This is a genomic window from Variovorax sp. GW821-FHT10D07 (assembly GCF_059415325.1).
On record NZ_JBWKMZ010000003.1, the window covers coordinates 528,643 to 548,407 of the forward strand.

Below are 19,765 nucleotides of genomic sequence, written 5' to 3' on the forward strand. Positions count from 1 at the left end.
GGTGGCCGTTCAGGCCGTGGTCGCCTGCGGGCGGTCGGGGAGCAGGTCGGCAGGCCGCAGTCCCAGCCAGCGCGCGGCCGCGGCCTGGAGCACCGCGGCATCGCCGCTGCTGCGCAGCGCCACCCAGCCTTCGCCGTGGGCCGCGGCATCTTCGCGCAGCAGCCCCGCCGTGCCGAGCAGCCGCCGCGTCTGCAGCGCCACCGGCACGCCGGAATCGAGGAAACGGACAGCGGAGGGTGCCAGCCGCCGCAGGCGGTCCTGCAGCAGCGGATAGTGGGTGCAGCCGAGCACCACGGTGTCGGTCTCGCCGGCGTCGCCGCCGAAGGGGCCGGCCAGCGCCATGTAGTGGGCGCAGAGCTGGTCGATGGCGAGCTCGTCGAGCCGCTCGATCGCCGCCACCAGCCCGTCGCAGGGCACCGAGCGGATGCGCTCGGGATGGGGAAAGGTATGGCGCAGCGCCGCGTACTTGGCGCTCGCCAGCGTGCCGCGCGTGGCCAGCACCGAGACCTGGCCGGTGGCGCTGCCCGCCACCGCGGGCTTGATCGCGGGCTCGAGGCCGACGATCGGCAGCTCGGGGTTCTCGGCGCGCAGCACGTGGATCGCGGCCGTGGTGGCGGTGTTGCAGGCCACCACCAGCGCCTTGATGCCATGCTCGCGCACCAGCGTCTGGACCACGCGCCGCGAATGCTCGGTCACGTAGGCGTCGCCGCGCTCGCCGTAGGGCGCATGCGCGGTGTCGGCGAAGTAGACGAAGCGCTCGCGCGGCAGCTCGGCACGCAGCGCGCCCAGCACGCTCAGCCCGCCCACGCCGCTGTCGAACACGCCGACGGGCGAAGCGGAAGCGGACGGCTGCGGACGCGCGGCGAGGCTCAAGCGGGTTCCAGCGTGATGGTCTTGAACTCGCCGCTGGCGATGCGCTTCTGCCACTCGGCCGGGCCGGTGATGTGGGCGCTGGTGCCGCCGGAATCGACCGCCACCGTCACCGGCATGTCGACCACGTCGAACTCGTAGATGGCTTCCATGCCCAGGTCCTCGAAGCCCACCACCTTGGCGGTCTTGATCGCCTTGCTCACGAGGTAGGCGGCGCCGCCCACGGCCATCAGGTAGGCGCTCTTGTGCTTCTTGATCGCCTCGATCGCGACCGGGCCGCGCTCGGCCTTGCCGATCATCGCGATCAGGCCGGTCTGGGCCAGCATCATCTCGGTGAAGCCGTCCATGCGCGTGGCGGTGGTCGGGCCGGCCGGGCCCACGGCCTCGCCCTTCACCGGATCGACCGGGCCCACGTAGTAGATGACGCGGTTGGTGAAGTCCACCGGCAGCTTCTCGCCCTTGGCCAGCATGTCCTGGATGCGCTTGTGCGCGGCGTCGCGGCCGGTGAGCATCTTGCCGTTGAGCAGCAGCGTGTCGCCGGGCTTCCAGCTCGCGACTTCGGCCGGCGTGAGCTTGTCGAGATCGACGCGCTTGCTCTTCTTCTCGTCGGGTGCCCAGTCGATCTTGGGCCACAGGTCGAGCGAGGGCGCCTCGAGGTAGACCGGGCCGCTGCCGTCCATCACGAAGTGCGCATGGCGCGTGGCCGCGCAGTTCGGGATCATCGCCACCGGCTTGCTGGCCGCGTGGGTCGGGTACATCTTGATCTTGACGTCGAGCACGGTCGCGAGGCCGCCCAGGCCCTGCGCGCCGATGCCCAGGGCGTTGACCTTCTCGAACAGCTCGAGGCGCAGGGCCTCGACCTTGGTGAGCTCTTCCTTGCCCTCCTTGGCGAGTTGGGCCTTGGCCTGCAGCTCGTGCATGTCGAGGTCGTCCATCAGGCTTTCCTTGGCCAGCAGCGCGGCCTTCTCGGCCGTGCCGCCGATGCCGATGCCCAGCATGCCCGGCGGGCACCAGCCGGCGCCCATGGTCGGCACGGTCTTGAGCACCCAGTCGACCACGCTGTCGCCGGGGTTCAGCATCACCAGCTTGCTCTTGTTCTCGCTGCCGCCGCCCTTGGCGGCCACCGTCACCTCGACTTTGTCGCCGGGCACGATCTCGGTGAAGATCACCGCGGGCGTGTTGTCCTTGGTGTTCTTGCGATCGAACTGCGGATCGGCCACGACCGAGGCGCGCAGCGTGTTGTCGGGGTGGTTGTAGCCGCGGCGCACGCCTTCGTTGATGGCGTCGTCGAGGCTGCCGGTGAAGCCGCCCCAGCGCACGTCCATGCCCACCTTGAGGAACACGTTGACGATGCCGGTGTCCTGGCAGATCGGGCGCTGGCCGGTCGCGCTCATCTTGCTGTTGGTGAGGATCTGCGCCATCGCGTCCTTGGCGGCGGGACTCTGTTCGCGCTCGTAGGCCTTGGCCAGGTGGGCGATGTAGTCGGCGGGGTGGTAGTAGCTGATGTACTGCAGCGCGGCGCTGATCGATTCGATCAGGTCGGCCTGCTGGATCGTGGTCGTCATGGTGGGGGGCTTTTTTTAGGGTGTGGAAACGCCCCCCGATTATCTCAGCGCCGGGTTTCGCCGACTGGGGCGCTCACAAGGTGTGAAGAAACCGTAGCGAGCGCCCCGAGGTCGCGCCGAGGACCGGAGCCGTACTTTGTACGGTGAGGACCGCAGGTGCGAGATCGGGGCGCGCAGTAGGTTTATTCACACCTTGTCAGGCGGGCCCCGCCGCGCGCATGCCCGCCGCCAGGAACGGGATCATCTCGTGCAGCGCCTTGTCGAATTCGCGGCCGTTGCTCGCGCCGTCGGAGATCACTTCGAGCCGGCCGGTGTCGGCCAGCACGTACTGGTAGGTGCCCAGCACGAAGATGAAGCGCCAGGCCACCTGCTCCTGCGAGAGCCCGGGCAGGCTGCGCGCGAAGGCGCGCACGAAGCGACGCGAGGAGTCGTCGTAGAGCGAGCTGCGCAGCTTGCTGCCGAAGCGCGTGCCGTCGAGCTGCAGATGGGCCTGCATGCGCAGGAAGTTGCGTCCCCGCGCACCGCTGAGCGCGAGCGCCACGGCCGGTGTCAGGAAGATCTCGATCAGGCGCTCGAGCCCGATGGGGCCGCCGTCCTGCAGCGCCTCTTCGGCATCGAGCAGCCGCATGCGTTCGTCCACCAGCGGCTGGCCGCCGCGCATGTAGGTCTCGAGGAAGAGGGCGTCCTTCGACTTGAAGAAGTAATGAATCATCCCCTGGTTGACCTTGGCCAGGTCGGCCACCGCGCGCAGCGAGCAGCCTTCGAATCCGTGCTCCGCGAACAGCCGCTCGGCCGCGCGCAGGATGGCTTCGCGGCCATCGGTCTTGCGAGGTGTTCGAGGGGCCTTGGGCGCGGGCGCTTCGGCCGTGGAGGCTTTGGGAGTGGCGGGCATCGGGGATCGCGATCGCGCGGCTGCGGGGAAGGGGATCGATGGTAACTGGCCTTGCCGAGGGTCCGATTCCGCGGTTATTATTAGTCAATCGACTAACTAACAAGCCGGGCGGATGAACCGCCGGCGGAGACCCGATGACCCTGTTCACCCTCTTGCGCGGCGCTGCCGCCGCCGTGTCCCTGGCCGTGCTCGCCGCCGCGCCGGCCTGGTCCCAGTACCCCGAGCGCAGCGTTCGCCTGGTCGTGCCTTACCCCGCGGGCGGCGGCACCGACAACATCGCCCGCCTGCTCGCGGACAAGCTCTCGCAGCGCCTGGGCCAGCCCTTCGTGGTCGACAACCGGGGCGGCGCCAACGGCAACATCGGCGCCGACGCGGTGGCCAAGGCCCGGCCCGACGGCTACACGCTGCTGCTCGCGGGCCTGGGCCCGCTGGCCGTGAACCCGGGGCTGTACGCACGCATGCCCTACGACCCGGCACGTGCGTTCGCGCCCATCGTGCAGGTCTCGTCGGCGCCGCTGGTGCTGGTGGCGGGCCCGGGCGCCCCCGCGGGCGACCTGCGCCAGCTGATCGCCTTCGCGCGCCAGCATCCCGGGCAACTGACACTGGCCAACGCCGGCGAGGGCTCGCCGCACCACATCTGCGCCGGGCTGTTCGCCCGCGAGGCCGGTGCCAGCGTGACCCATGTGCCGTACAAGGGCGCCGCCCCCGCCATCACCGACCTGCTGGGCGGCAGCGTGCAGGAGCTGTGCGACAACGTGGGCACCATCCGGCCCTTCATCGAGTCGCGCAAGGTGCGGCCACTGGCCGTCTCCACCCGCGCCCGCACCAGCCTGCTGCCCGAGGTGCCGACCTTCGCCGAGGCCGGCCTGCCGGGCATCGACTTCTCCCTGTGGTTCATGCTGGTGGCGCCGGCCGGCACGCCCGCCGACGTGGTGGCGCGGCTCAACCGCGAGGCGAATGCGGTCCTCGCGCAGCCCGAGGTGGCCACGAAGTTCCGCGAGTTCGCCAACGAGCCCGTCGGCGGCACGGTGCAGGCGGCCGCCGCGCACCTGAAGACCGAAACGCAGCGCTGGCCCGGACTGGTGAAGTCCATCGGCCTGGCGCAGCAGTGAGGCGGGGGCATCCATGCAGTTGATCGACCTGTCCGTCGCCATCGAGAACGACCTGCCGGTGGACCGCCCGGGCAACGGCCCGCGCATCCGCTACCAGCACCATCGCGAGACCTTCGCGGCCCTGGCCGGGCCCTTCGCCGGCCTGCGGCCCGAGGACCTGCCCGATGGCGAGGCCTGGGCGGTGGAGCGCATCGACCTGTCCACCCACAACGGCACCCACATGGATGCGCCGTGGCACTACGCCTCGACCATGGACGGCGGCCGGCCCGCCGCCACCATCGACGAGGTGCCGCTGGACTGGTGCCATCGCCCCGGCGTGAAGCTGGACCTGCGCCACCTGCCGCACGGCCACGTCGCCACGGCCGACGACCTGGCCATGGAACTGCAGCGCATCGGCCACGTGCTGCAGCCGCTGGACATCGTGCTGGTGAACACGGCCGCCGCCGCGCGCTACGGCCAAGCCGACTACCTCGACAGCGGCTGCGGCCTGGGCCGCGAGGCCACGCTCTGGCTGACGGCGCAGGGCGTGCGCGTGGTGGGCACCGACGCCTGGTCCTGGGACGCCCCTTTCTCGCACACCGCCCGGCGCTACGCCGCCACCGGAGACGCCTCGCTGATCTGGGAGGGGCACAAGGCCGGCCGTACCACGGGCTACTACCAGATGGAAAAACTGACCAACCTCGACCTCCTGCCCGCCAGCGGCTTCCACGTCATCTGCTTCCCCGTGAAGATCCACAAGGCCTCGGCCGGCTGGGTGCGGGCCGTGGCGGTGCTGCCATGAGCGGTGCACCGGACGACACCTTGCTGGGTACCTGGTACCTGCGCGAGGCCTACGCCGTGGACCCAGGGGGCGAACGTCTGTTCGACGTCTATGGCGCCCGGCCCTCGGGCGTCATCCACTACGGCGCCGACGGCCGCATGACGGCGCTCATCACGCACGACGGCCGCGCGCGCCTTTCGGGCTCGGACCGGCAGGACGCCACCGACGCCGAGAGCGCAGCGGCGTACCGCTCGTCGATCGGCTATGCCGGGCGCTATGTCCGCGAGGGCGACTGGATCGTGCACCACGTCGACATCTCGAGCTACCCGAACTGGGTCGGGACCCGCCTGCGCCGCGAGGTGCGGCTGGCCGGCGACACGGTCGAGCTGCGCACCGCGCCGCAGCCGCAGGCGGGTGTCGAGACCGTCCTGAAGCTGGTCTGGCAGCGCGCCCCCATCGGGCTGGATGCCATGCCCGAACCCCTTCGCACACCCACCCCATCGGCCACGCCATGACCAAGCCTTCTAGAAAAGTCATCATCACCTGCGCCGTGACCGGCGCCATCCACACGCCGACCATGTCGGACGCGCTGCCCTATCGACCCGAGGACATCGCCCGGCAGGCCATCGAGGCGGCCGAGGCCGGCGCCGCGGTGCTGCACCTGCATGCACGGCACCCGGAAACGGGCGCGGTCTCCATCGAGCCGGAACGCTTCCAGGCCTTCCTGCCCGCCATCCGCGCCGCCACCGGCGCGGTGGTCAACCTGTCGACCGGCGGCAGCCTCAACCACACGGTGGCCGAACGCATCGCGCCGGCGCTGCGCTTCTCGCCGGAGATGTGCTCGCTCAACATGGGCAGCATGAACTTCTCCATGCATCCGCTCGCGCAGCGCTACAAGCAATGGAAGTTCGACTGGGAGGAGCCCTACCTGCGCGAGTCCGACGGCTACATCTTCCGCAACACCTTCCGCGACATCGGCATGGCGGCCCGTGCGCTGGCAACGCACGGCATCAAGTTCGAGCACGAGTGCTACGACGTGGGCCAGCTCTACAACCTGAAGTTCTGCATGGACAGCGGCCTGTTCGAGGCCCCGGTCTTCATCCAGTTCGTGCTCGGCATCCTCGGCGGCATCGGCGCGGACCTCGAGAACCTGGTCTTCATGAAGCGCACCGCCGACAAGCTCTTCGGCACCGGCTACCAATGGTCGGTGCTGGGCGCGGGCGCGAGCCAGATGCAGCTGGCCGTGGCCGCCGCGACGCTGGGCGGCCACGTGCGGGTGGGCCTGGAGGATTCGCTGCAGATCGCGCGCGGCGAGCTGGCGACGTCGAACGCGCAGCAGGTCGCGAAGGTGCGCCGCCTGCTGGAGGAACTGGGCCACGAGATCGCCACGCCCAACGAGGCACGCGCCATGCTGGCGCTCAAGGGCGCGGACCGGGTCGCTTTCTGATCCCGGCCGCACGGCCGACGGCTACTGCGCCGCGGCAAGCGCCTGCGCGATCCAGCCGTCGAACAGCGATTGGTGCGCGCGGATCCAGCCGTCGGCATGCCGCTCCACGTCCTGCTGGCTGTTCGCGCCTTCGCTCATGCGCAGGTTCTGCGCGTTGATGTCGCCGATCGGCACGTTCATGACCTCGAACAGCTTCGCCGCGGCCGGGTTCTTCTCGGCGAACTCGCGGTTGGCGACGATGCGTTCCTGGTTGGCGAGGAAGCCGTAGTTCTTGCCGTTCGGCTGGCGCGTGTCCACGTTCTCGCCGCTCTGCGAGGCCGAGAACGGCACCTGCAGCCACACCACGTCGGCGCCCGGGCGCAGCACGGCGCTGACCCAGTAGGGCGTCCAGGTGTAGTAGAGGATCGGCTTGTCCTGCTTGAAGCGCGCGATGGTGTCGGCCATCAGCGCGGCATAGCTGCCCTGGCGGTGCGTCACGGTGTCGCGCAGGCCGTAGGCGCCCAGGTGGTTCTCGATCGCGAGCTCGCAGCCCCAGCCGGGGTTGCAGCCGGTGAGGTCGGCCTTGCCGTCGCCGTCGGTGTCGAACAGCTTCGCGATCGCCGGCTCCTTGAGCTGCGCGATGTTGGTGATGTGGTACTGCTCGGCGGTCTTGCGGTCGATCAGGTAGCCCTGCACCGCGCCGTCGGCGTACACGCCCTGGCGCCACAGCTTCGCGTCGCCGCCGCTGTTCTTGTAGAAGTCGGCGTGCAGCAGGCTCCAGTGGTTGGCCATGAAGGTGGCGTCGCCGTTGGCGATCGCCAGGTGCTCGGTCGCGGGCTCCAGGTCCTTCATCGGCTCGACCGTGTAGCCGAGCTTCTCGAGCGCGCGCATCACGAGCAGGGTCTGGAAGGCCTCTTCGGCCAGCGAACTCTTGAGCGGCTTGACGACGATGCCTTGGCCGGGCAGGTCGGTGGCGGCATGCGCCGGCAGGGTGAAGGTCGTCGCGGCGGCGAAGGCCAGGGCCAGCAGGCCGAGGCCGCGGGCGAAGGGATTCATCGATGTCTTCATGCGTCGTGTTCCTCTCGTGCTTCAGCGGGTCTGGGTCGAGAGGGCCGGCACGGCTTCTTCCGTGCCACGCGATGCGGACGGCGCCACTGCGCGCTGCAGCGTGCGCAGCGCCAGGCCCGCGGGCCCGCCATGCCACCAGCGCTGGCCGCCGCGGCGCGGCCGGCCCATGGCCTGCGTCAGCCGGTCGAGCGAGATCGCGAGCAGCACGATGCCCAGGCCGCCGACGGTGGCCAGGCCCATGTCGAGCCGGCCGATGCCGCGCAGCACCATCTGGCCCAGGCCGCCCACGGCGATCATCGAGGCGATCACCACCATCGACAGCGACAGCATCAGCGCCTGGTTGATGCCGGCCATGATCGAGGGCATGGCCAGCGGCAGCTTCACCTTCACCAGCATCTGCCAGGGCGAGGCGCCGTAGGCGCGCGCGGCCTCGATCAGGTCGGGCCGCACCTGGCGCAGGCCCAGGTTGGTCAGGCGCACCAGCGGCGCCAGCGCGAACACGATGGTCACGATCACGCCCGGCACGTTGCCGATGCCGAACAGCATCACCACCGGCACCAGGTAGACGAAGGCCGGCGTGGTCTGCATCGCGTCGAGCACCGGGCGCATCACGCGCTGGGCCCGGTCGCTGCTGGCCAGCAGCACGCCCAGCGGCAGGCCGATCACCATGCAGAAGACCAGCGAGGTCAGCACCAGCGACAGCGTGACCATGGCCTCGGGCCAGATGCCCAGCATCGCGACCAGCAGCAGCGCGACGGTGCTGCCGATGGCCAGCGCGCGGCCCGCGAACTGCCAGGCCAGCAGGCCGATCAGCGCGATCATCGCGAGCGTCGGCAACCCGGTCAGCAGGCTCTGCACCGAGTTCAGGGTGCTGTCGATCGGCAGCCGCACGGTCTGGAAGAAGGGGCGGAAATGCTCGACCACCCAGCCCAGGCCCTGGTTGATCCAGGACTCGACCGGCAGCGAGCCGTCCCAGAGGCGGTGCAGCTGGAAGCCGGCGGCATCGGCCTGGCCGGCGAGCTGGTGCGCGGCGTCGGACGGCACGGGCGCGTCGAGCCAGGCGCTGGTGGCCGCGGGATCGGGCGCGGCCGACAGGGCTTCCCAGGGGTCGAGCGCGACGGGCGCCGGCGCGGGCTGTTGCGCCAGCGCGGCGGCGGCATCGTTGGCGGTGGCGAGGTCGGAGGGCAGGGTGGTGTCGTTCATCTTCTCGGCGGTTCCTTCGAAATCGGGTTCAGGCCAGGACATGGGCAGGGGCGGCGCTCGCGGCGGGGGCTGGCGGCAGCGCGGGATCGATCGGCGGCGTGTCGCGATCGAGGAACTTCAGCAGCGTGGTCTTGCTGATCGCGCCGCAGAAGCGGCCGTCGGCCGCCACCACCGGCACCGCGCAGGGCGCCTGGCCGACCTGGCCGATCAGTCCGGCCACGGGCGCGTCGGCCTCGATCGTGCCGAGGTCGGCGAGGAACGCATGGCGCAGGCCCAGCGGTCCGGAATGGCCGTCGAGCGCGGCGCGCAGCGTGTCGGCCGAGACCGTGCCGAGGTAGCGCCGGTCGGGGCTGGTCACGTAGGCGAAGTCGCGGTCCTGGTCCTCCAGCAGCTTGAGCGCCGCGCGGGCGCCGCGCTCGGGGTGCTCGCAGACCACGGTCAGCGGCTTGCGCGCGATGTCGGCGGCCTTGAACACGGCCGCCGCGTCCACGCCGCGCACGAAGCTGCGCACGTAGTCGTTGGCCGGGCAGCGCAGGATCTCGTCGGGCGTGCCGACCTGGATCACCTGGCCGTCCTTCATGATCGCGATCCGGTCGCCGATGCGCATCGCCTCGTCGAGGTCGTGCGAGATGAAGACGATGGTGCGGCGCTGCTGCTGTTGCAGCCGCAGCAGCTCGGACTGCATCTCGGTGCGGATGATCGGGTCGAGCGCCGAGAAGGCCTCGTCCATCAGCAGGATCGAGGGATCGGAGGCCAGCGCGCGCGCCAGGCCCACGCGCTGCTGCATGCCGCCCGAGAGCTCGTCGGGATAGCTGTCGCCCCAGCCGGCCAGCCCCACCTGCGCGAGCGCCAGGTCGGCCTGCGCCAGGCGCTCCTTCTTGCCGGTGCCCGACAGCTCGAGCCCGAAGGCCGTGTTCTCGCGCACCGTCATGTGCGGCATCAGCGCGAAGGACTGGAACACCATGCTGATGTCCTTGCGGCGCAGCGCGCGCAGCCGGGCGTCGGAGTGTTCGTTGATGTCGGCGCCGTCGATCACGATGCGGCCCGCGGTCGGCTCGATCAGCCGGTTCAGCAGCCGCACCAGCGTCGACTTGCCCGAGCCCGACAGGCCCATGATCACGAAGATCTCGCCGGCCTGGATCTCGAAGGTGGCATCGAACACGCCGATCGACTGGCCGGTCTTCGCGAGGATCTCCTTCTTCGACAGACCTTGGCGCACCAGCGCCAGCGCGTCCTCGGGCGCGTCGCCGAAGACCTTGAAGACGTGGTCGATGAGAATTCCTTTGGCCATATGCCGGGCTCCTTGTGCGAAGGTTGGACGGGTGCCGTTCCGCCTGGAAGCGGGACGGCAGCGGCCACGCCATCAGCCGATGGCTGCCGGAAGGCACTGAGGACGACGTGGCGACGAAACCAGTGCCCGACGGATGCTTCGCTCGCGGGCAACGGGCCTGGTCGAGGGGCGCCGCCTGGAGAAGCGTGACGTGGCAGTGGGGCCGGAACTATCCGGCCGGTGTGCCGGGCTGGGCCCGGCGGGAGAACCTGCACCGCGACGGGATTCGAAGATCCGCGAGTAGTGCCGGTGGGAGCTGCAGCGTCATCCCGCAACGGGATTTCGCAACGGGTTCGTAATGACTTGCAGGTCCGCGAAAGACGATGATTATAACTTTTTGACATGAAGCATGTCAATCCGCCGCCTGCGAACAGCTGTAGTCTGGAACGCAATGGCCGCGTCAGATGAGAGCCATTCTTATCGGGCGATACTCGGGGCCGCGTCCGGCGAGCGGGCGCACCCCTTTTCAAGACTGCGGAGCTTTTCTCATGACGACTTCCCCCAAGACCCGTGCCGAGCGCGACACCTTCGGACCGATCGACGTGCCGGCCGACAAGCTGTGGGGCGCGCAAACGCAGCGCTCGCTGCAGAACTTCGACATCTCGGGCGAGCAGCAGCCGCGCGAGATCATCAAGGCCCTGGCCCAGGTCAAGCGCGCATCGGCCGTGGTCAACCACGCGCTGGGCCTGCAGGACGAGAAGAAGACCCATGCCATCGTCGCCGCGGCCGACGAGGTCATCGCCGGCAAGCACCCGGGCGAGTTCCCGCTGGTGGTCTGGCAGACCGGCTCGGGCACGCAGACCAACATGAACGTCAACGAGGTGCTGGCCAACCGTGCGAGCGAACTGCTGGGCGGCGAGCGTGGCGAAGGGCGCCTGGTGCATCCCAACGACGACGTGAACCGCAGCCAGTCGAGCAACGACGTGTTCCCGACCGCGATGCACGTGGCGGCCGTCGAGGCCATCACCCACAAGCTGCTGCCGGCCATCGCCAAGCTGCGCGGCACGCTCGAGCAGAAGTCGAAGGACTTCGCCGACATCGTGAAGATCGGCCGCACCCACCTGCAGGACGCCACGCCGCTCACCCTGGGCCAGGAGTTCTCGGGCTACGTGGCGCAACTCGCGCATGGCGAGGCGCACGTGCGCGCCGCGCTGCCGCACCTGAGCGAACTGGCGCTGGGCGGCACGGCCGTGGGCACCGGCCTCAACGCGCCCAAGGGCTATGCCGAGCAGGTGGCGGCCGAGCTCGCGAAGCTCACCGGCCTGCCGTTCGTGACCGCGCCGAGCAAGTTCGAGGCGATGGCCAGCGTCGATGCGCTGGTGCATGCCCACGGCGCGCTCAAGACCCTGGCCGCCAGCATGAACAAGATCGCCAACGACGTGCGCTGGCTCGCGAGCGGCCCGCGCAGCGGCATCGGCGAGCTGAGCATTCCCGAGAACGAGCCGGGCTCGTCGATCATGCCGGGCAAGGTCAACCCGACCCAGAGCGAGGCCGTCACGATGCTGGCCGCGCAGGTGTTCGGCAACGACGTCGCCATCAACATCGGTGGCGCCTCGGGCAACTTCGAGCTCAACGTGTTCCGCCCGATGGTGGCCCACAACTTCCTGCAGAGCGTGCGCCTGCTGGCCGACGGCATGGTGAGCTTCAACGACCACTGCGCTGTGGGCATCGAGCCGAACCGCGAACGCATCACGGAGCTGGTGCAGCGCTCGCTGATGCTGGTGACCGCGCTCAACACGCACATCGGCTACGACAAGTCGGCCTACATCGCCAAGAAGGCGCACAAGGAAGGCACCAGCCTGCGCGAAGCCGCGATCGCCTCGGGCCACCTCACGGCCGAGCAGTTCGACCAGTGGGTGGTGCCCGAGAACATGACCGGTCGCTGAGCCCGATCGGCTCCAATGCAAAAAGGACCCGCGAGGGTCCTTTTTTCGTTGGCGAGGGGCGAGCTCAGTACCCGATCGTGTAGCGCTGGCGCGAGTGCGCCGGCTTCTCGAGCTCGTCGATGAAGGCGATCGCGTAGTCCTCGAAGCTGATCCAGCTGCGGCCCTCGGCGCTGACCAGCAGGTCGTTCTGGCCGAGGCGGAACTTGCCGGTGCGTTCGCCTTCGACGAATTCGGCCGAGGGCGAGAGGAAGGTCCAGTCGAGCTCCTTCTCGGCGCGCAGCGCCTCGAGGAACACGCCGCCGGCCGAGGCCTCGGCCTTGTAGGCCTCGGGGAAGTTCGGCGTCTCGATGACCTTGAGGCCCGGTGCCGCGAACAGGCTGCCGGCGCCGCCGACCACCAGCAGGCGCTTCACGCCCGCGCGCTTCGCGGGTTCGATGATGGCCGCGGGCGGCACGGTCGCGAAGTGGGCGGCGCTGAACACGGCGTCGTGGCCGGCCAGAGCCTTCTCGAGCGCGGCGCCGTCGAGCACGTCGAGGTCGACGGCCTTGACGTTGGCGCGGTCGGAAAGCTTGGCGCTGGCATGGCGCGCGATGGCCGTGACCGTGTGGCCGCGGCGCAGTGCTTCTTCGAGGAGGCGGCCGCCGGCGCGACCGGTGGCGCCGATGATGGCGATGTGGCTCATGGAGGACTCCTTGGAACGAGCTGTGGGAAGAGGGCGATGAGGCTCATCTTAGGTTTCTCATTTCGAAAGAAATACCTCGAAATTCGCGCTTCTTTATTCCTAAAATCGTTCGAATGGACCGTCTCAACGCAATGCGGGTCTTCGTGACCGTGGTCGACGCGGGCAGCCTCTCGGCCGCCGCCGACAAGCTCGACATGTCGCGCCCCGTGGTCACGCGCTACGTCGCCGAGCTCGAGCAATGGACCGGCGCGCGGCTGCTGCACCGCACCACCCGGCGCCTGAGCCTCACGGCCGCGGGCGAGGAACTGCTGCCGCGCTGCCGCCAGGTGCTGGAGCTCGCGGGCGACATGCAGGCCGCGGTGCGCCATCCGGCCGAGGCGCCGCGCGGGCAGTTGCGCATCACCACCGGCACCTCGTTCGCGCAGGCGCAACTGGCCGATGCGATCGCCGACTACGTGCGGCTCTATCCGGGCGTGATGGTCGACCTGGTGCTGCTCGACCGCACCGTGAACCTGGTCGACGAGCGCATCGACCTCGCGATCCGCACCGCGGCCGAGATCGATCCCAACCTGATCGCGCGCCGGCTCACGGACTGCCGCTCGGTGGTCTGCGCCTCGCCGGCCTACCTGGCCGAGCACGGCACGCCGCAGCGCGTGGACGAACTGGCGCAGCGCAACTGCCTCACGCATTCCTACTTCGGCCACAGCCTCTGGAGCTTCACGCGCAAGAGCGACGGCGCGCCGGTGTCGGTGGCCGTGGACGGCAACGTGTCGGCCAACGATGCGGCCAGCCTGATGTGCCTGGCGCGCGCGGGCGCGGGCATCGCGATGCTGCCGACCTACCTGACGGCGCAGCTCGTGCACGGCGGGGAGCTGGTGCCGCTGTTCCCCGATTTCGAGCCGCAGGTGGTGGGCATGTACGCGGTCTACACCTCGCGCAAGCACATGCCGGCCACCTTGCGCACCATGCTCGACTTCCTGGCGCAGCGCTTCACCGAAGTGCCGGCCTGGGACCTGCCGCTGGCGGCCTGAACGAAGCTCAGTGGTCGGCCGGAGGATGCGCCATCAGCCGGTCGGTGAAGGCGATGGCCATGGCCGAGAGCAGGAAGGCGACGTGGATCACCGTCTGCGCGATCAGCACCTTGTCGGTGTAGTTGTCGGCGTTGATGAAGGTCTTGAGCAGGTGGATCGAGCTGATGCCGATGATGGCGGTGGCCAGCTTGACCTTGAGCACCGAGGCGTTCACATGGCTCAGCCACTCGGGCTGGTCGCGGTGGCCTTCGAGGTCCATGCGGCTCACGAAGGTCTCGTAGCCGCCCACGATCACCATGATCAGCAGGTTCGAGATCATCACCACGTCGATCAGCGCCAGCACCACCAGCATGATCACCGTCTCGTTGAGCGCGGCCACCGGCGCAGTGGTCTTGTAGCCGATGCTGTTGATCAGCGCCTGCAGCGCGGTCTGGCTGCCGAATGCGGCCTCGACCAGGTGCAGCAGCTCGACCAGGAAATGCACCACGTAGACCGCCTGCGCCACGATCAGTCCCAGGTACAGCGGCAGCTGGAGCCAGCGGCTCGCGAAGATCAGCCGTGGCAGCGGGCGCAACGGAGAGGTGCGGGCGTGAACGGGCATGTTCCGGGGATCGAAGGGGTCGGGGGAGGACATCGAGGGGGCGTGTGTGACGGGGAGCGCGATTCTAGGGGTGTCCCGGTGACGCACTCGTGATAACCCCCCGCTCTAACATCGGGGGTCCGTCAGCAGCACGCCGGTTCGGCGTCAGTGGCCCGTAAGTGGTCGCGCCGACATTACGGCCGCAATTCATCCAGGAGACACGAGACATGAGCAGCGCATCGAAGAACATTGAATCCGTCCTGGTCGAGAACCGCGTGTTCCCGCCCGATGCCCGCGCCACGCAAGGCGCCCGCATTTCCGGCATGGCCGCTTACGACGCCCTGTGCAAGGAAGCGGAACAGGACTTCGAAGGCTTCTGGAGCCGCCAGGCCACGACCCACCTGCAGTGGACGAAGCCCTTCAGCAAGATCCTCGACGAGTCGAACGCGCCGTTCTACCAATGGTTCGGCGACGGCGAACTCAACGCCAGCGCCAACTGCCTCGACCGCCACATCGGCACGCCAGTGGAGAACAAGACCGCCATCGTCTTCGAAGCCGACGACGGCACCGTCACCCAGGTCACCTACAAGGAACTGCTCGCACGCGTGAGCCAGTTCGCCAATGCGCTCAAGGCCTCCGGCATCAAGAAGGGCGACCGCGTCATCGTCTACATGCCGATGACGGTCGAGGGCGTGATCGCAATGCAGGCCTGCGCGCGCATCGGCGCCACCCACAGCGTGGTGTTCGGCGGCTTCTCGGCCAAGGCGCTGCAGGAACGCATCATCGACGCCGGCGCGGTCGCGGTCATCACCGCCAACTTCCAGCTGCGCGGCGGCAAGGAACTGCCCCTCAAGGCCATCGTCGACGACGGCATCGCGCTCGGCGGCTGCGAGTCGATCAAGACCGTGTTCGTGTTCGAGCGCACGGCCTCGGCCTGGCACCGCGTCGAGGGCCGCGACAAGACCTTCGCCGAGGCGCTGGCCGGCCAGAGCACCGAGTGCGCGCCCGAGCCGGTGAATGCCGAGCATCCGCTGTTCATCCTCTACACCTCGGGCTCCACCGGCAAGCCCAAGGGCGTGCAGCACGCCACCGGCGGCTACCTGCTGTGGGCCAAGATGACGATGGACTGGACCTTCGACATTCGTCCCGAGGACGTGTTCTGGTGCACCGCCGACATCGGCTGGATCACCGGCCACACCTACGTCGCCTACGGCCCGCTCGCGGCCGGCGCCACCCAGGTGGTGTTCGAGGGCATCCCCACCTTCCCGCACGCGGGCCGCTTCTGGCAGATGATCGAAAAGCACAAGGTCAGCGTGTTCTATACCGCGCCCACCGCGATCCGCTCGCTGATCAAGGCGGCCGAGGGCGACGAGAAGGTGCATCCGAAGAACTGGGACCTCACGAGCCTGCGCATCCTCGGCTCGGTCGGCGAGCCGATCAATCCCGAGGCCTGGATGTGGTACCACCGCAATATCGGCGGCGAGCGCTGCCCGATCGTCGACACCTTCTGGCAGACCGAGACCGGCGGCCACGTGATCACGCCGCTGCCGGGCGCCACGCCGCTGGTGCCGGGCTCGTGCACCTTGCCGCTGCCGGGCATCATGGCTGCGATCGTGGACGAGACCGGCAAGGACCTGCCCAATGGCGCGGGCGGCATGCTGGTGATCAAGCGGCCCTGGCCCTCGATGATCCGCACCATCTGGAACGACCCCGAGCGCTTCAAGAAGAGCTACTTCCCAGAAGAGATGGGCGGCACGATCTATCTGGCCGGTGACGGCGCGGTGCGCAGCGCCGACCGCGGCTACTTCCGCATCACGGGCCGCATCGACGACGTGCTCAATGTCTCGGGCCACCGGCTGGGCACGATGGAGATCGAGTCGGCGCTGGTGTCCAAGACCGACCTCGTGGCCGAGGCCGCGGTGGTGGGGCGTCCCGACGACCTGACGGGCGAGGCGATCTGCGCCTTCGTGGTGCTCAAGCGCGCGCGCCCGACCGGCGAGGAGGCGAAACAGATCGCCACCGAGTTGCGCAACTGGGTGGCCAAGGAGATCGGGCCGATCGCCAAGCCCAAGGACATCCGCTTCGGCGACAACCTGCCCAAGACGCGCAGCGGCAAGATCATGCGGCGGCTGCTGCGCAGCATCGCCAAGGGCGAGGCGATCACGCAGGACACCTCGACGCTCGAGAACCCGGCGATCCTCGATCAGTTGTCGCAGACGAACTGAGCGACGCGGCATTCCTGCTGTAGGACAGGGGCGTCAGTGCCGGGCCGAGGGCCGGGCAGGCCCCTTCGCTGAGGTAAAACCGCTGGCACCACCGCGCGCCTCGAAGCGCGCGGGTTCCCAACGTGTTCGATCTTTCCGAAGGAGGCCCCCATGGGCGTGAGATCCGCTTTCCTGTTCGTCATCGTGCTGCTGATCGCGGCGCTGGCCGCGCTCAACTGGGGCACGCTGGCCACGCCCACCGACGTGTGGCTGGGCTTCATGACCGTCTCGGCGCCGCTGGGCCTGATCATGCTGGGGCTCACCGTGGTGCTGGCGGCCTTCTTCCTGGTCTACGTGCTGTACCTGCACAGCTCGGTGCTGCTCGACACCAAGCGCCACACCAAGGAGATGCAGGTGCAGCGCGACCTGGCCGACAAGGCCGAGGCCTCGCGCTTCACCGAGCTGCGCAACTTCCTGCAGGCGCAGGAGAACCAGCACATGGCGCAGAACGCCGACCGCCAGACGGCGCTGCTGGCGCGCATCGACCAGCTCGAGGCCGCGGTGCGGCTGCGTTCGGACCAGTCCGACAACACGCTGGCCGCGCACATCGGCCAGCTCGAGGATCGCATCGAGCGCCGGCCTTCGCTGCCCGTGGAACTCGATCCGCGGGTCTGAGGACCGGCCTTACTTCGTCGACAGGATCCAGGACGCGAGCTTCTTCGCGTCGGCTTCGCTGACCTGGTTGTTGGCCGGCATCGGCACCGGGCCCCACACGCCCGAACCGCCCTTGATGATCTTGCCGGCCAGCATGTCGGCCGCGCCCGCGTTGTCCTTGTATTTGGCCGCCACGTCCTTGAACGAGGGGCCGAGCACCTTGCGCTCGACCGCATGACAGCTCATGCAGTTCTTCGAGGTGGCCAGCGCCAGGTCGGCGAAGGCGGGGGCTGCCAGGCCGAGGGCCAGGGTCGCGAACAGCAGGGCTCTTTTCATGGGGATCGGATTCTCTGTTTATGTAAGGGCTGAGTTACATTCGACGGCTCAACGCGATGATTGTAGGGAGCACCGACCACCGGCGTGCGACCGCATCGCGCGACACGACCCGAAGGGATTCGCGATGTGGTTTCTGGTGCTGGGCATTCTGGGCGTGGCCCTCAAATACTTCGAAGTCGGCCCGGTCGCCACCTGGAGCTGGTGGATCGTGCTGATTCCCTTCGCGCTCGCCATGGCCTGGTGGGCCTGGGCCGATGCCTCGGGCTACACCAAGCGCAAGGTGGTCGAGCGCGAGGATGCGCGCCGCCAGGCGCGCATCGACCGGCAGAAGACCAACATGGGCCTGAAGACAGGCAGCGGATCGCGCCCACGCCGCTGACTCCTCTGCGCTGACGGGCCCGCCGTGGTCCGCATGTGAAACTCTTCCGACGCGCCGCATGCATCGCGGCGCTTCATCGGGGAGGATCGAAATGACCACACGCATGCCGTCGAGCGGGCTCGCACCCGTGCTGCGGATCGCCATGGGCTTGCTGATCGTGCTGGCCATGGGCGCGGCCGGCTGGCTGCATCGCTCGCCATGGATCGTGCTGCTGGCGACGCCGCTGTTCACCGTGCTCTATGCGCTCGGCAAGTGGAATGCCTGGACCTTGGCCTGGCGGCTCGGCGGCGCGAAGCGGATCGTGCTGTCGGCGCTCGTGACGCTGCCGATCCAGGCGGTGCTCGCGGGCGTGTTCTACCTGCTCGGGCTGGGCCTGAGCATGCTGCTGGCGCCGGCCGCGACTATCGCCGCGTTCTCGGGCGCCGATGTGCAGTGGGCCGCGGTGCTGTTCGTGCTGGCGGTCGCCGTGAGCGCGGCGATCATCCGGCTCGAGGCCGCGGCGCCCGAGCCCGTGGCTGCCACGCCATCGCCCGTATCACCCGCAGCGGAGACCGAGCCCGAACTCGACATCGACCCGACGCCGCTGAACCCCGACACCTTCTTCGAGTCCCCCGGCTACTGGCGCAAGAACGCCGCGCGCGAAGCGCTCGCGCAGCGCGGCACGCCGGTCGAGAAGCCGCCGTTCGCGGCCAGCGAAGCCATGCTCGCGGCCGCCGAGGCGCGGCTGGGTTTTCGCCTGCCCGACACGCTGCGCCGGCTCTATGGCCGGATGAACGGCGGCTACGTGGGCTGGCTCTACGTGCCGTTGAAGCGCGATGCCGGCCCGTTCTACGACGACTGGCGCGGCGCCTTCTCCATCGACTATTCGAGCCTCGCGGCCGTGGACAAGCTGCGCACCGTGGCCGAGCACTACGAGGACTTCACGCACGAGCCCGAGGACGTGCCGGCCGGCGCCGACAAGCTGGTGGTGCTGCAGGCCCGCTATGGCGACATGACCCTGCTCGACTTCACGCGCGGGTCGCAGGCGCGGGTGCTGATCGCGGACTTCGACCGCCAGCCGGGCGTGGAGCCGGTCGACATCGCCTTCGAGAACTTCGACGATTTCCTCGCGGCGCTGCGGCGCGTGCGCCCGGAGCGGGGCGTGGCGCGAACGGTCGCGCGCGATCTGGGCCCACCGCTGGGCGAGGCGCCGGAAGAATGGCGCGCGCCGATGTTCTGGGGCGAGGCGCAGCCTCATTTCTTCTACCTCAACGCGGCGCAGCGCAAGGACGGTTCCGAGCCGCAACTGACGGCCGACGATGCGCTGATCGCGCAGACCGAGGCGCGGCTGGGCGTGCGGCTGCCGGGCGCGCTCGTGGCGCTGTGGCGCGTGAAGAACGGCGGCGGCGTCTCGTGCCGCTGGGTCGACATCGCCGACGGCGAGGGCCAGCCGTACAGCGAGGCCTTGCGCTACCTGATGCCGATGGAGTACCTCGCGACCCTGGCCGAGCTGTCGGACCGCATCGTGTTCCCGCCGGGCGAAACGCCGTGGAAGCAAGGCTTCGACGCGCCGCAGCGCCTCGTGGTGCTCGAGGCCGACCACGGCCGGGTGGTCATGCTCGACTACCGCGACAGCGCCGCGCAGGCCCCGGCCGTGCTGGTCGTGGACGACCTGGACCGCGGCCCGCCGCGCGAGTTGCTGCGCTTCGGGAGCGTCGACGACCTGCTGCCGTGCCTGCGCCCGAAGTCCATCGGCTACGAGGACGTGGCCAAGCCGTGGCAGCCATCGGCCGCCACGGCCTGAACGC

At 69.3% G+C, this 19,765-nt stretch carries 19 protein-coding genes; 10 read left to right on the top strand and 9 right to left on the bottom strand.

The genetic code is table 11. The features are described from left to right. Positions 1–9: 9 nt before the first annotated feature. The 3 genes from murI to AC07PU_RS12845 all read right to left on the bottom strand — a co-directional run bounded on the left by murI (position 10) and on the right by AC07PU_RS12845 (position 3,327). Positions 10–873 (bottom strand): glutamate racemase, encoded by an 864-nt coding sequence (murI, locus tag AC07PU_RS12835; RefSeq protein WP_495317889.1) that lies wholly within the window; start codon positions 871–873, stop codon positions 10–12. Beyond that, positions 870–2,435 (bottom strand): fumarate hydratase, encoded by a 1,566-nt coding sequence (locus AC07PU_RS12840; RefSeq protein ID WP_495317891.1) that lies wholly within the window; start codon positions 2,433–2,435, stop codon positions 870–872. The genes murI and AC07PU_RS12840 overlap by 4 nt, the downstream gene beginning before the upstream one ends. A gap of 196 nt (positions 2,436–2,631) precedes the next feature. Continuing rightward, complete coding sequence (locus AC07PU_RS12845; RefSeq protein ID WP_495317893.1) at positions 2,632–3,327, bottom strand: TetR/AcrR family transcriptional regulator; 696 nt, start codon at positions 3,325–3,327, stop codon at positions 2,632–2,634. A 134-nt stretch (positions 3,328–3,461) separates the two neighbouring features. On the opposite strand from AC07PU_RS12845, the gene AC07PU_RS12850 reads away from it, so the two are divergent. The 4 genes from AC07PU_RS12850 to kce are packed head-to-tail and all read left to right on the top strand — an operon-like array spanning position 3,462 to position 6,646. Next, on the top strand, positions 3,462–4,439 hold the full coding sequence (locus AC07PU_RS12850) for a Bug family tripartite tricarboxylate transporter substrate binding protein (RefSeq protein WP_495317895.1): 978 nt from the start codon (positions 3,462–3,464) through the stop codon (positions 4,437–4,439). A 13-nt stretch (positions 4,440–4,452) separates the two neighbouring features. After that, positions 4,453–5,220: a cyclase family protein gene (locus AC07PU_RS12855; RefSeq protein WP_495317897.1), complete on the top strand. Its 768-nt coding sequence runs from the start codon at positions 4,453–4,455 to the stop codon at positions 5,218–5,220. Beyond that, entirely contained in the window at positions 5,217–5,714 is a 498-nt protein-coding gene (locus tag AC07PU_RS12860) for a lipocalin-like domain-containing protein (protein WP_495317899.1), read from the top strand. Before AC07PU_RS12855 ends, AC07PU_RS12860 begins: the two co-directional genes overlap by 4 nt. Continuing rightward, positions 5,711–6,646 (top strand): 3,5-dioxohexanoate:acetyl-CoA acetone transferase, encoded by a 936-nt coding sequence (gene kce, locus AC07PU_RS12865; RefSeq protein ID WP_495317901.1) that lies wholly within the window; start codon positions 5,711–5,713, stop codon positions 6,644–6,646. Before AC07PU_RS12860 ends, kce begins: the two co-directional genes overlap by 4 nt. Positions 6,647–6,667: 21 nt before the next feature. Here kce and proX read toward each other — a convergent pair whose 3' ends face one another. The 3 genes from proX to proV are packed head-to-tail and all read right to left on the bottom strand — an operon-like array spanning position 6,668 to position 10,187. Then, positions 6,668–7,693 carry a glycine betaine/L-proline ABC transporter substrate-binding protein ProX gene (gene proX, locus AC07PU_RS12870; protein WP_495317903.1) on the bottom strand — a complete coding sequence of 342 codons (1,026 nt, stop codon included), beginning with the start codon at positions 7,691–7,693 and terminating at the stop codon, positions 6,668–6,670. A gap of 21 nt (positions 7,694–7,714) precedes the next feature. Next, a complete protein-coding gene (gene proW / locus AC07PU_RS12875) occupies positions 7,715–8,896 on the bottom strand; it encodes a glycine betaine/L-proline ABC transporter permease ProW (protein ID WP_495317905.1) in 1,182 nt (393 codons plus the stop codon). Between the two features lie 28 nt (positions 8,897–8,924). Continuing rightward, positions 8,925–10,187 (bottom strand): glycine betaine/L-proline ABC transporter ATP-binding protein ProV, encoded by a 1,263-nt coding sequence (gene proV, locus AC07PU_RS12880; protein WP_208511360.1) that lies wholly within the window; start codon positions 10,185–10,187, stop codon positions 8,925–8,927. Positions 10,188–10,714: 527 nt separating this feature from the next. Between proV and fumC the strand changes: the two genes are divergently transcribed. Then, positions 10,715–12,112 carry a class II fumarate hydratase gene (gene fumC / locus AC07PU_RS12885; protein ID WP_093344199.1) on the top strand — a complete coding sequence of 466 codons (1,398 nt, stop codon included), beginning with the start codon at positions 10,715–10,717 and terminating at the stop codon, positions 12,110–12,112. A 64-nt stretch (positions 12,113–12,176) separates the two neighbouring features. Here fumC and AC07PU_RS12890 read toward each other — a convergent pair whose 3' ends face one another. Continuing rightward, positions 12,177–12,794 (bottom strand): NAD(P)-dependent oxidoreductase, encoded by a 618-nt coding sequence (locus tag AC07PU_RS12890; RefSeq protein WP_495317908.1) that lies wholly within the window; start codon positions 12,792–12,794, stop codon positions 12,177–12,179. A 113-nt stretch (positions 12,795–12,907) separates the two neighbouring features. On the opposite strand from AC07PU_RS12890, the gene AC07PU_RS12895 reads away from it, so the two are divergent. Further along, positions 12,908–13,825 carry a LysR family transcriptional regulator gene (locus tag AC07PU_RS12895; protein WP_208510523.1) on the top strand — a complete coding sequence of 306 codons (918 nt, stop codon included), beginning with the start codon at positions 12,908–12,910 and terminating at the stop codon, positions 13,823–13,825. 7 nt (positions 13,826–13,832) lie between these two features. Here AC07PU_RS12895 and AC07PU_RS12900 read toward each other — a convergent pair whose 3' ends face one another. Continuing rightward, positions 13,833–14,459 (bottom strand): YqhA family protein, encoded by a 627-nt coding sequence (locus AC07PU_RS12900; protein WP_093344195.1) that lies wholly within the window; start codon positions 14,457–14,459, stop codon positions 13,833–13,835. Between the two features lie 173 nt (positions 14,460–14,632). On the opposite strand from AC07PU_RS12900, the gene acs reads away from it, so the two are divergent. Then, on the top strand, positions 14,633–16,630 hold the full coding sequence (acs, locus tag AC07PU_RS12905) for an acetate--CoA ligase (RefSeq protein ID WP_495317911.1): 1,998 nt from the start codon (positions 14,633–14,635) through the stop codon (positions 16,628–16,630). A 150-nt stretch (positions 16,631–16,780) separates the two neighbouring features. Next, positions 16,781–17,284 carry a LapA family protein gene (locus AC07PU_RS12910; RefSeq protein ID WP_495317913.1) on the top strand — a complete coding sequence of 168 codons (504 nt, stop codon included), beginning with the start codon at positions 16,781–16,783 and terminating at the stop codon, positions 17,282–17,284. A 9-nt stretch (positions 17,285–17,293) separates the two neighbouring features. On the opposite strand, the gene AC07PU_RS12915 is transcribed toward AC07PU_RS12910, so the two are convergent. After that, the gene (locus AC07PU_RS12915) at positions 17,294–17,599 is read right to left on the bottom strand and encodes a c-type cytochrome (RefSeq protein WP_495317915.1); all 306 of its coding nucleotides are present in this window, start codon (positions 17,597–17,599) and stop codon (positions 17,294–17,296) included. A gap of 124 nt (positions 17,600–17,723) precedes the next feature. Between AC07PU_RS12915 and AC07PU_RS12920 the strand changes: the two genes are divergently transcribed. Beyond that, positions 17,724–17,978 carry a TIGR04438 family Trp-rich protein gene (locus AC07PU_RS12920; protein ID WP_093342394.1) on the top strand — a complete coding sequence of 85 codons (255 nt, stop codon included), beginning with the start codon at positions 17,724–17,726 and terminating at the stop codon, positions 17,976–17,978. A 91-nt stretch (positions 17,979–18,069) separates the two neighbouring features. Further along, positions 18,070–19,761 (top strand): SMI1/KNR4 family protein, encoded by a 1,692-nt coding sequence (locus AC07PU_RS12925; RefSeq protein ID WP_495317917.1) that lies wholly within the window; start codon positions 18,070–18,072, stop codon positions 19,759–19,761. Positions 19,762–19,765: the final 4 nt, after the last annotated feature.

Excerpts from the sequence above, each read along its gene's own strand:
- proW (WP_495317905.1), bottom strand. The coding sequence starts at position 8,896 with ATGAACGACACCACCCTGCCCTCCGACCTCGCCACCGCCAACGATGCC.
- AC07PU_RS12855 (WP_495317897.1), top strand. The coding sequence starts at position 4,453 with ATGCAGTTGATCGACCTGTCCGTCGCCATCGAGAACGACCTGCCGGTG.
- acs (WP_495317911.1), top strand. The coding sequence starts at position 14,633 with ATGAGCAGCGCATCGAAGAACATTGAATCCGTCCTGGTCGAGAACCGC.
- AC07PU_RS12840 (WP_495317891.1), bottom strand. The coding sequence starts at position 2,435 with ATGACGACCACGATCCAGCAGGCCGACCTGATCGAATCGATCAGCGCC.
- AC07PU_RS12920 (WP_093342394.1), top strand. The coding sequence starts at position 17,724 with ATGTGGTTTCTGGTGCTGGGCATTCTGGGCGTGGCCCTCAAATACTTC.
- AC07PU_RS12845 (WP_495317893.1), bottom strand. The coding sequence starts at position 3,327 with ATGCCCGCCACTCCCAAAGCCTCCACGGCCGAAGCGCCCGCGCCCAAG.
- fumC (WP_093344199.1), top strand. The coding sequence starts at position 10,715 with ATGACGACTTCCCCCAAGACCCGTGCCGAGCGCGACACCTTCGGACCG.
- proX (WP_495317903.1), bottom strand. The coding sequence starts at position 7,693 with ATGAAGACATCGATGAATCCCTTCGCCCGCGGCCTCGGCCTGCTGGCC.
- AC07PU_RS12915 (WP_495317915.1), bottom strand. The coding sequence starts at position 17,599 with ATGAAAAGAGCCCTGCTGTTCGCGACCCTGGCCCTCGGCCTGGCAGCC.
- AC07PU_RS12860 (WP_495317899.1), top strand. The coding sequence starts at position 5,217 with ATGAGCGGTGCACCGGACGACACCTTGCTGGGTACCTGGTACCTGCGC.
- AC07PU_RS12925 (WP_495317917.1), top strand. The coding sequence starts at position 18,070 with ATGACCACACGCATGCCGTCGAGCGGGCTCGCACCCGTGCTGCGGATC.
- AC07PU_RS12850 (WP_495317895.1), top strand. The coding sequence starts at position 3,462 with ATGACCCTGTTCACCCTCTTGCGCGGCGCTGCCGCCGCCGTGTCCCTG.
- AC07PU_RS12895 (WP_208510523.1), top strand. The coding sequence starts at position 12,908 with ATGGACCGTCTCAACGCAATGCGGGTCTTCGTGACCGTGGTCGACGCG.
- AC07PU_RS12910 (WP_495317913.1), top strand. The coding sequence starts at position 16,781 with ATGGGCGTGAGATCCGCTTTCCTGTTCGTCATCGTGCTGCTGATCGCG.
- AC07PU_RS12890 (WP_495317908.1), bottom strand. The coding sequence starts at position 12,794 with ATGAGCCACATCGCCATCATCGGCGCCACCGGTCGCGCCGGCGGCCGC.
- kce (WP_495317901.1), top strand. The coding sequence starts at position 5,711 with ATGACCAAGCCTTCTAGAAAAGTCATCATCACCTGCGCCGTGACCGGC.
- AC07PU_RS12900 (WP_093344195.1), bottom strand. The coding sequence starts at position 14,459 with ATGTCCTCCCCCGACCCCTTCGATCCCCGGAACATGCCCGTTCACGCC.
- proV (WP_208511360.1), bottom strand. The coding sequence starts at position 10,187 with ATGGCCAAAGGAATTCTCATCGACCACGTCTTCAAGGTCTTCGGCGAC.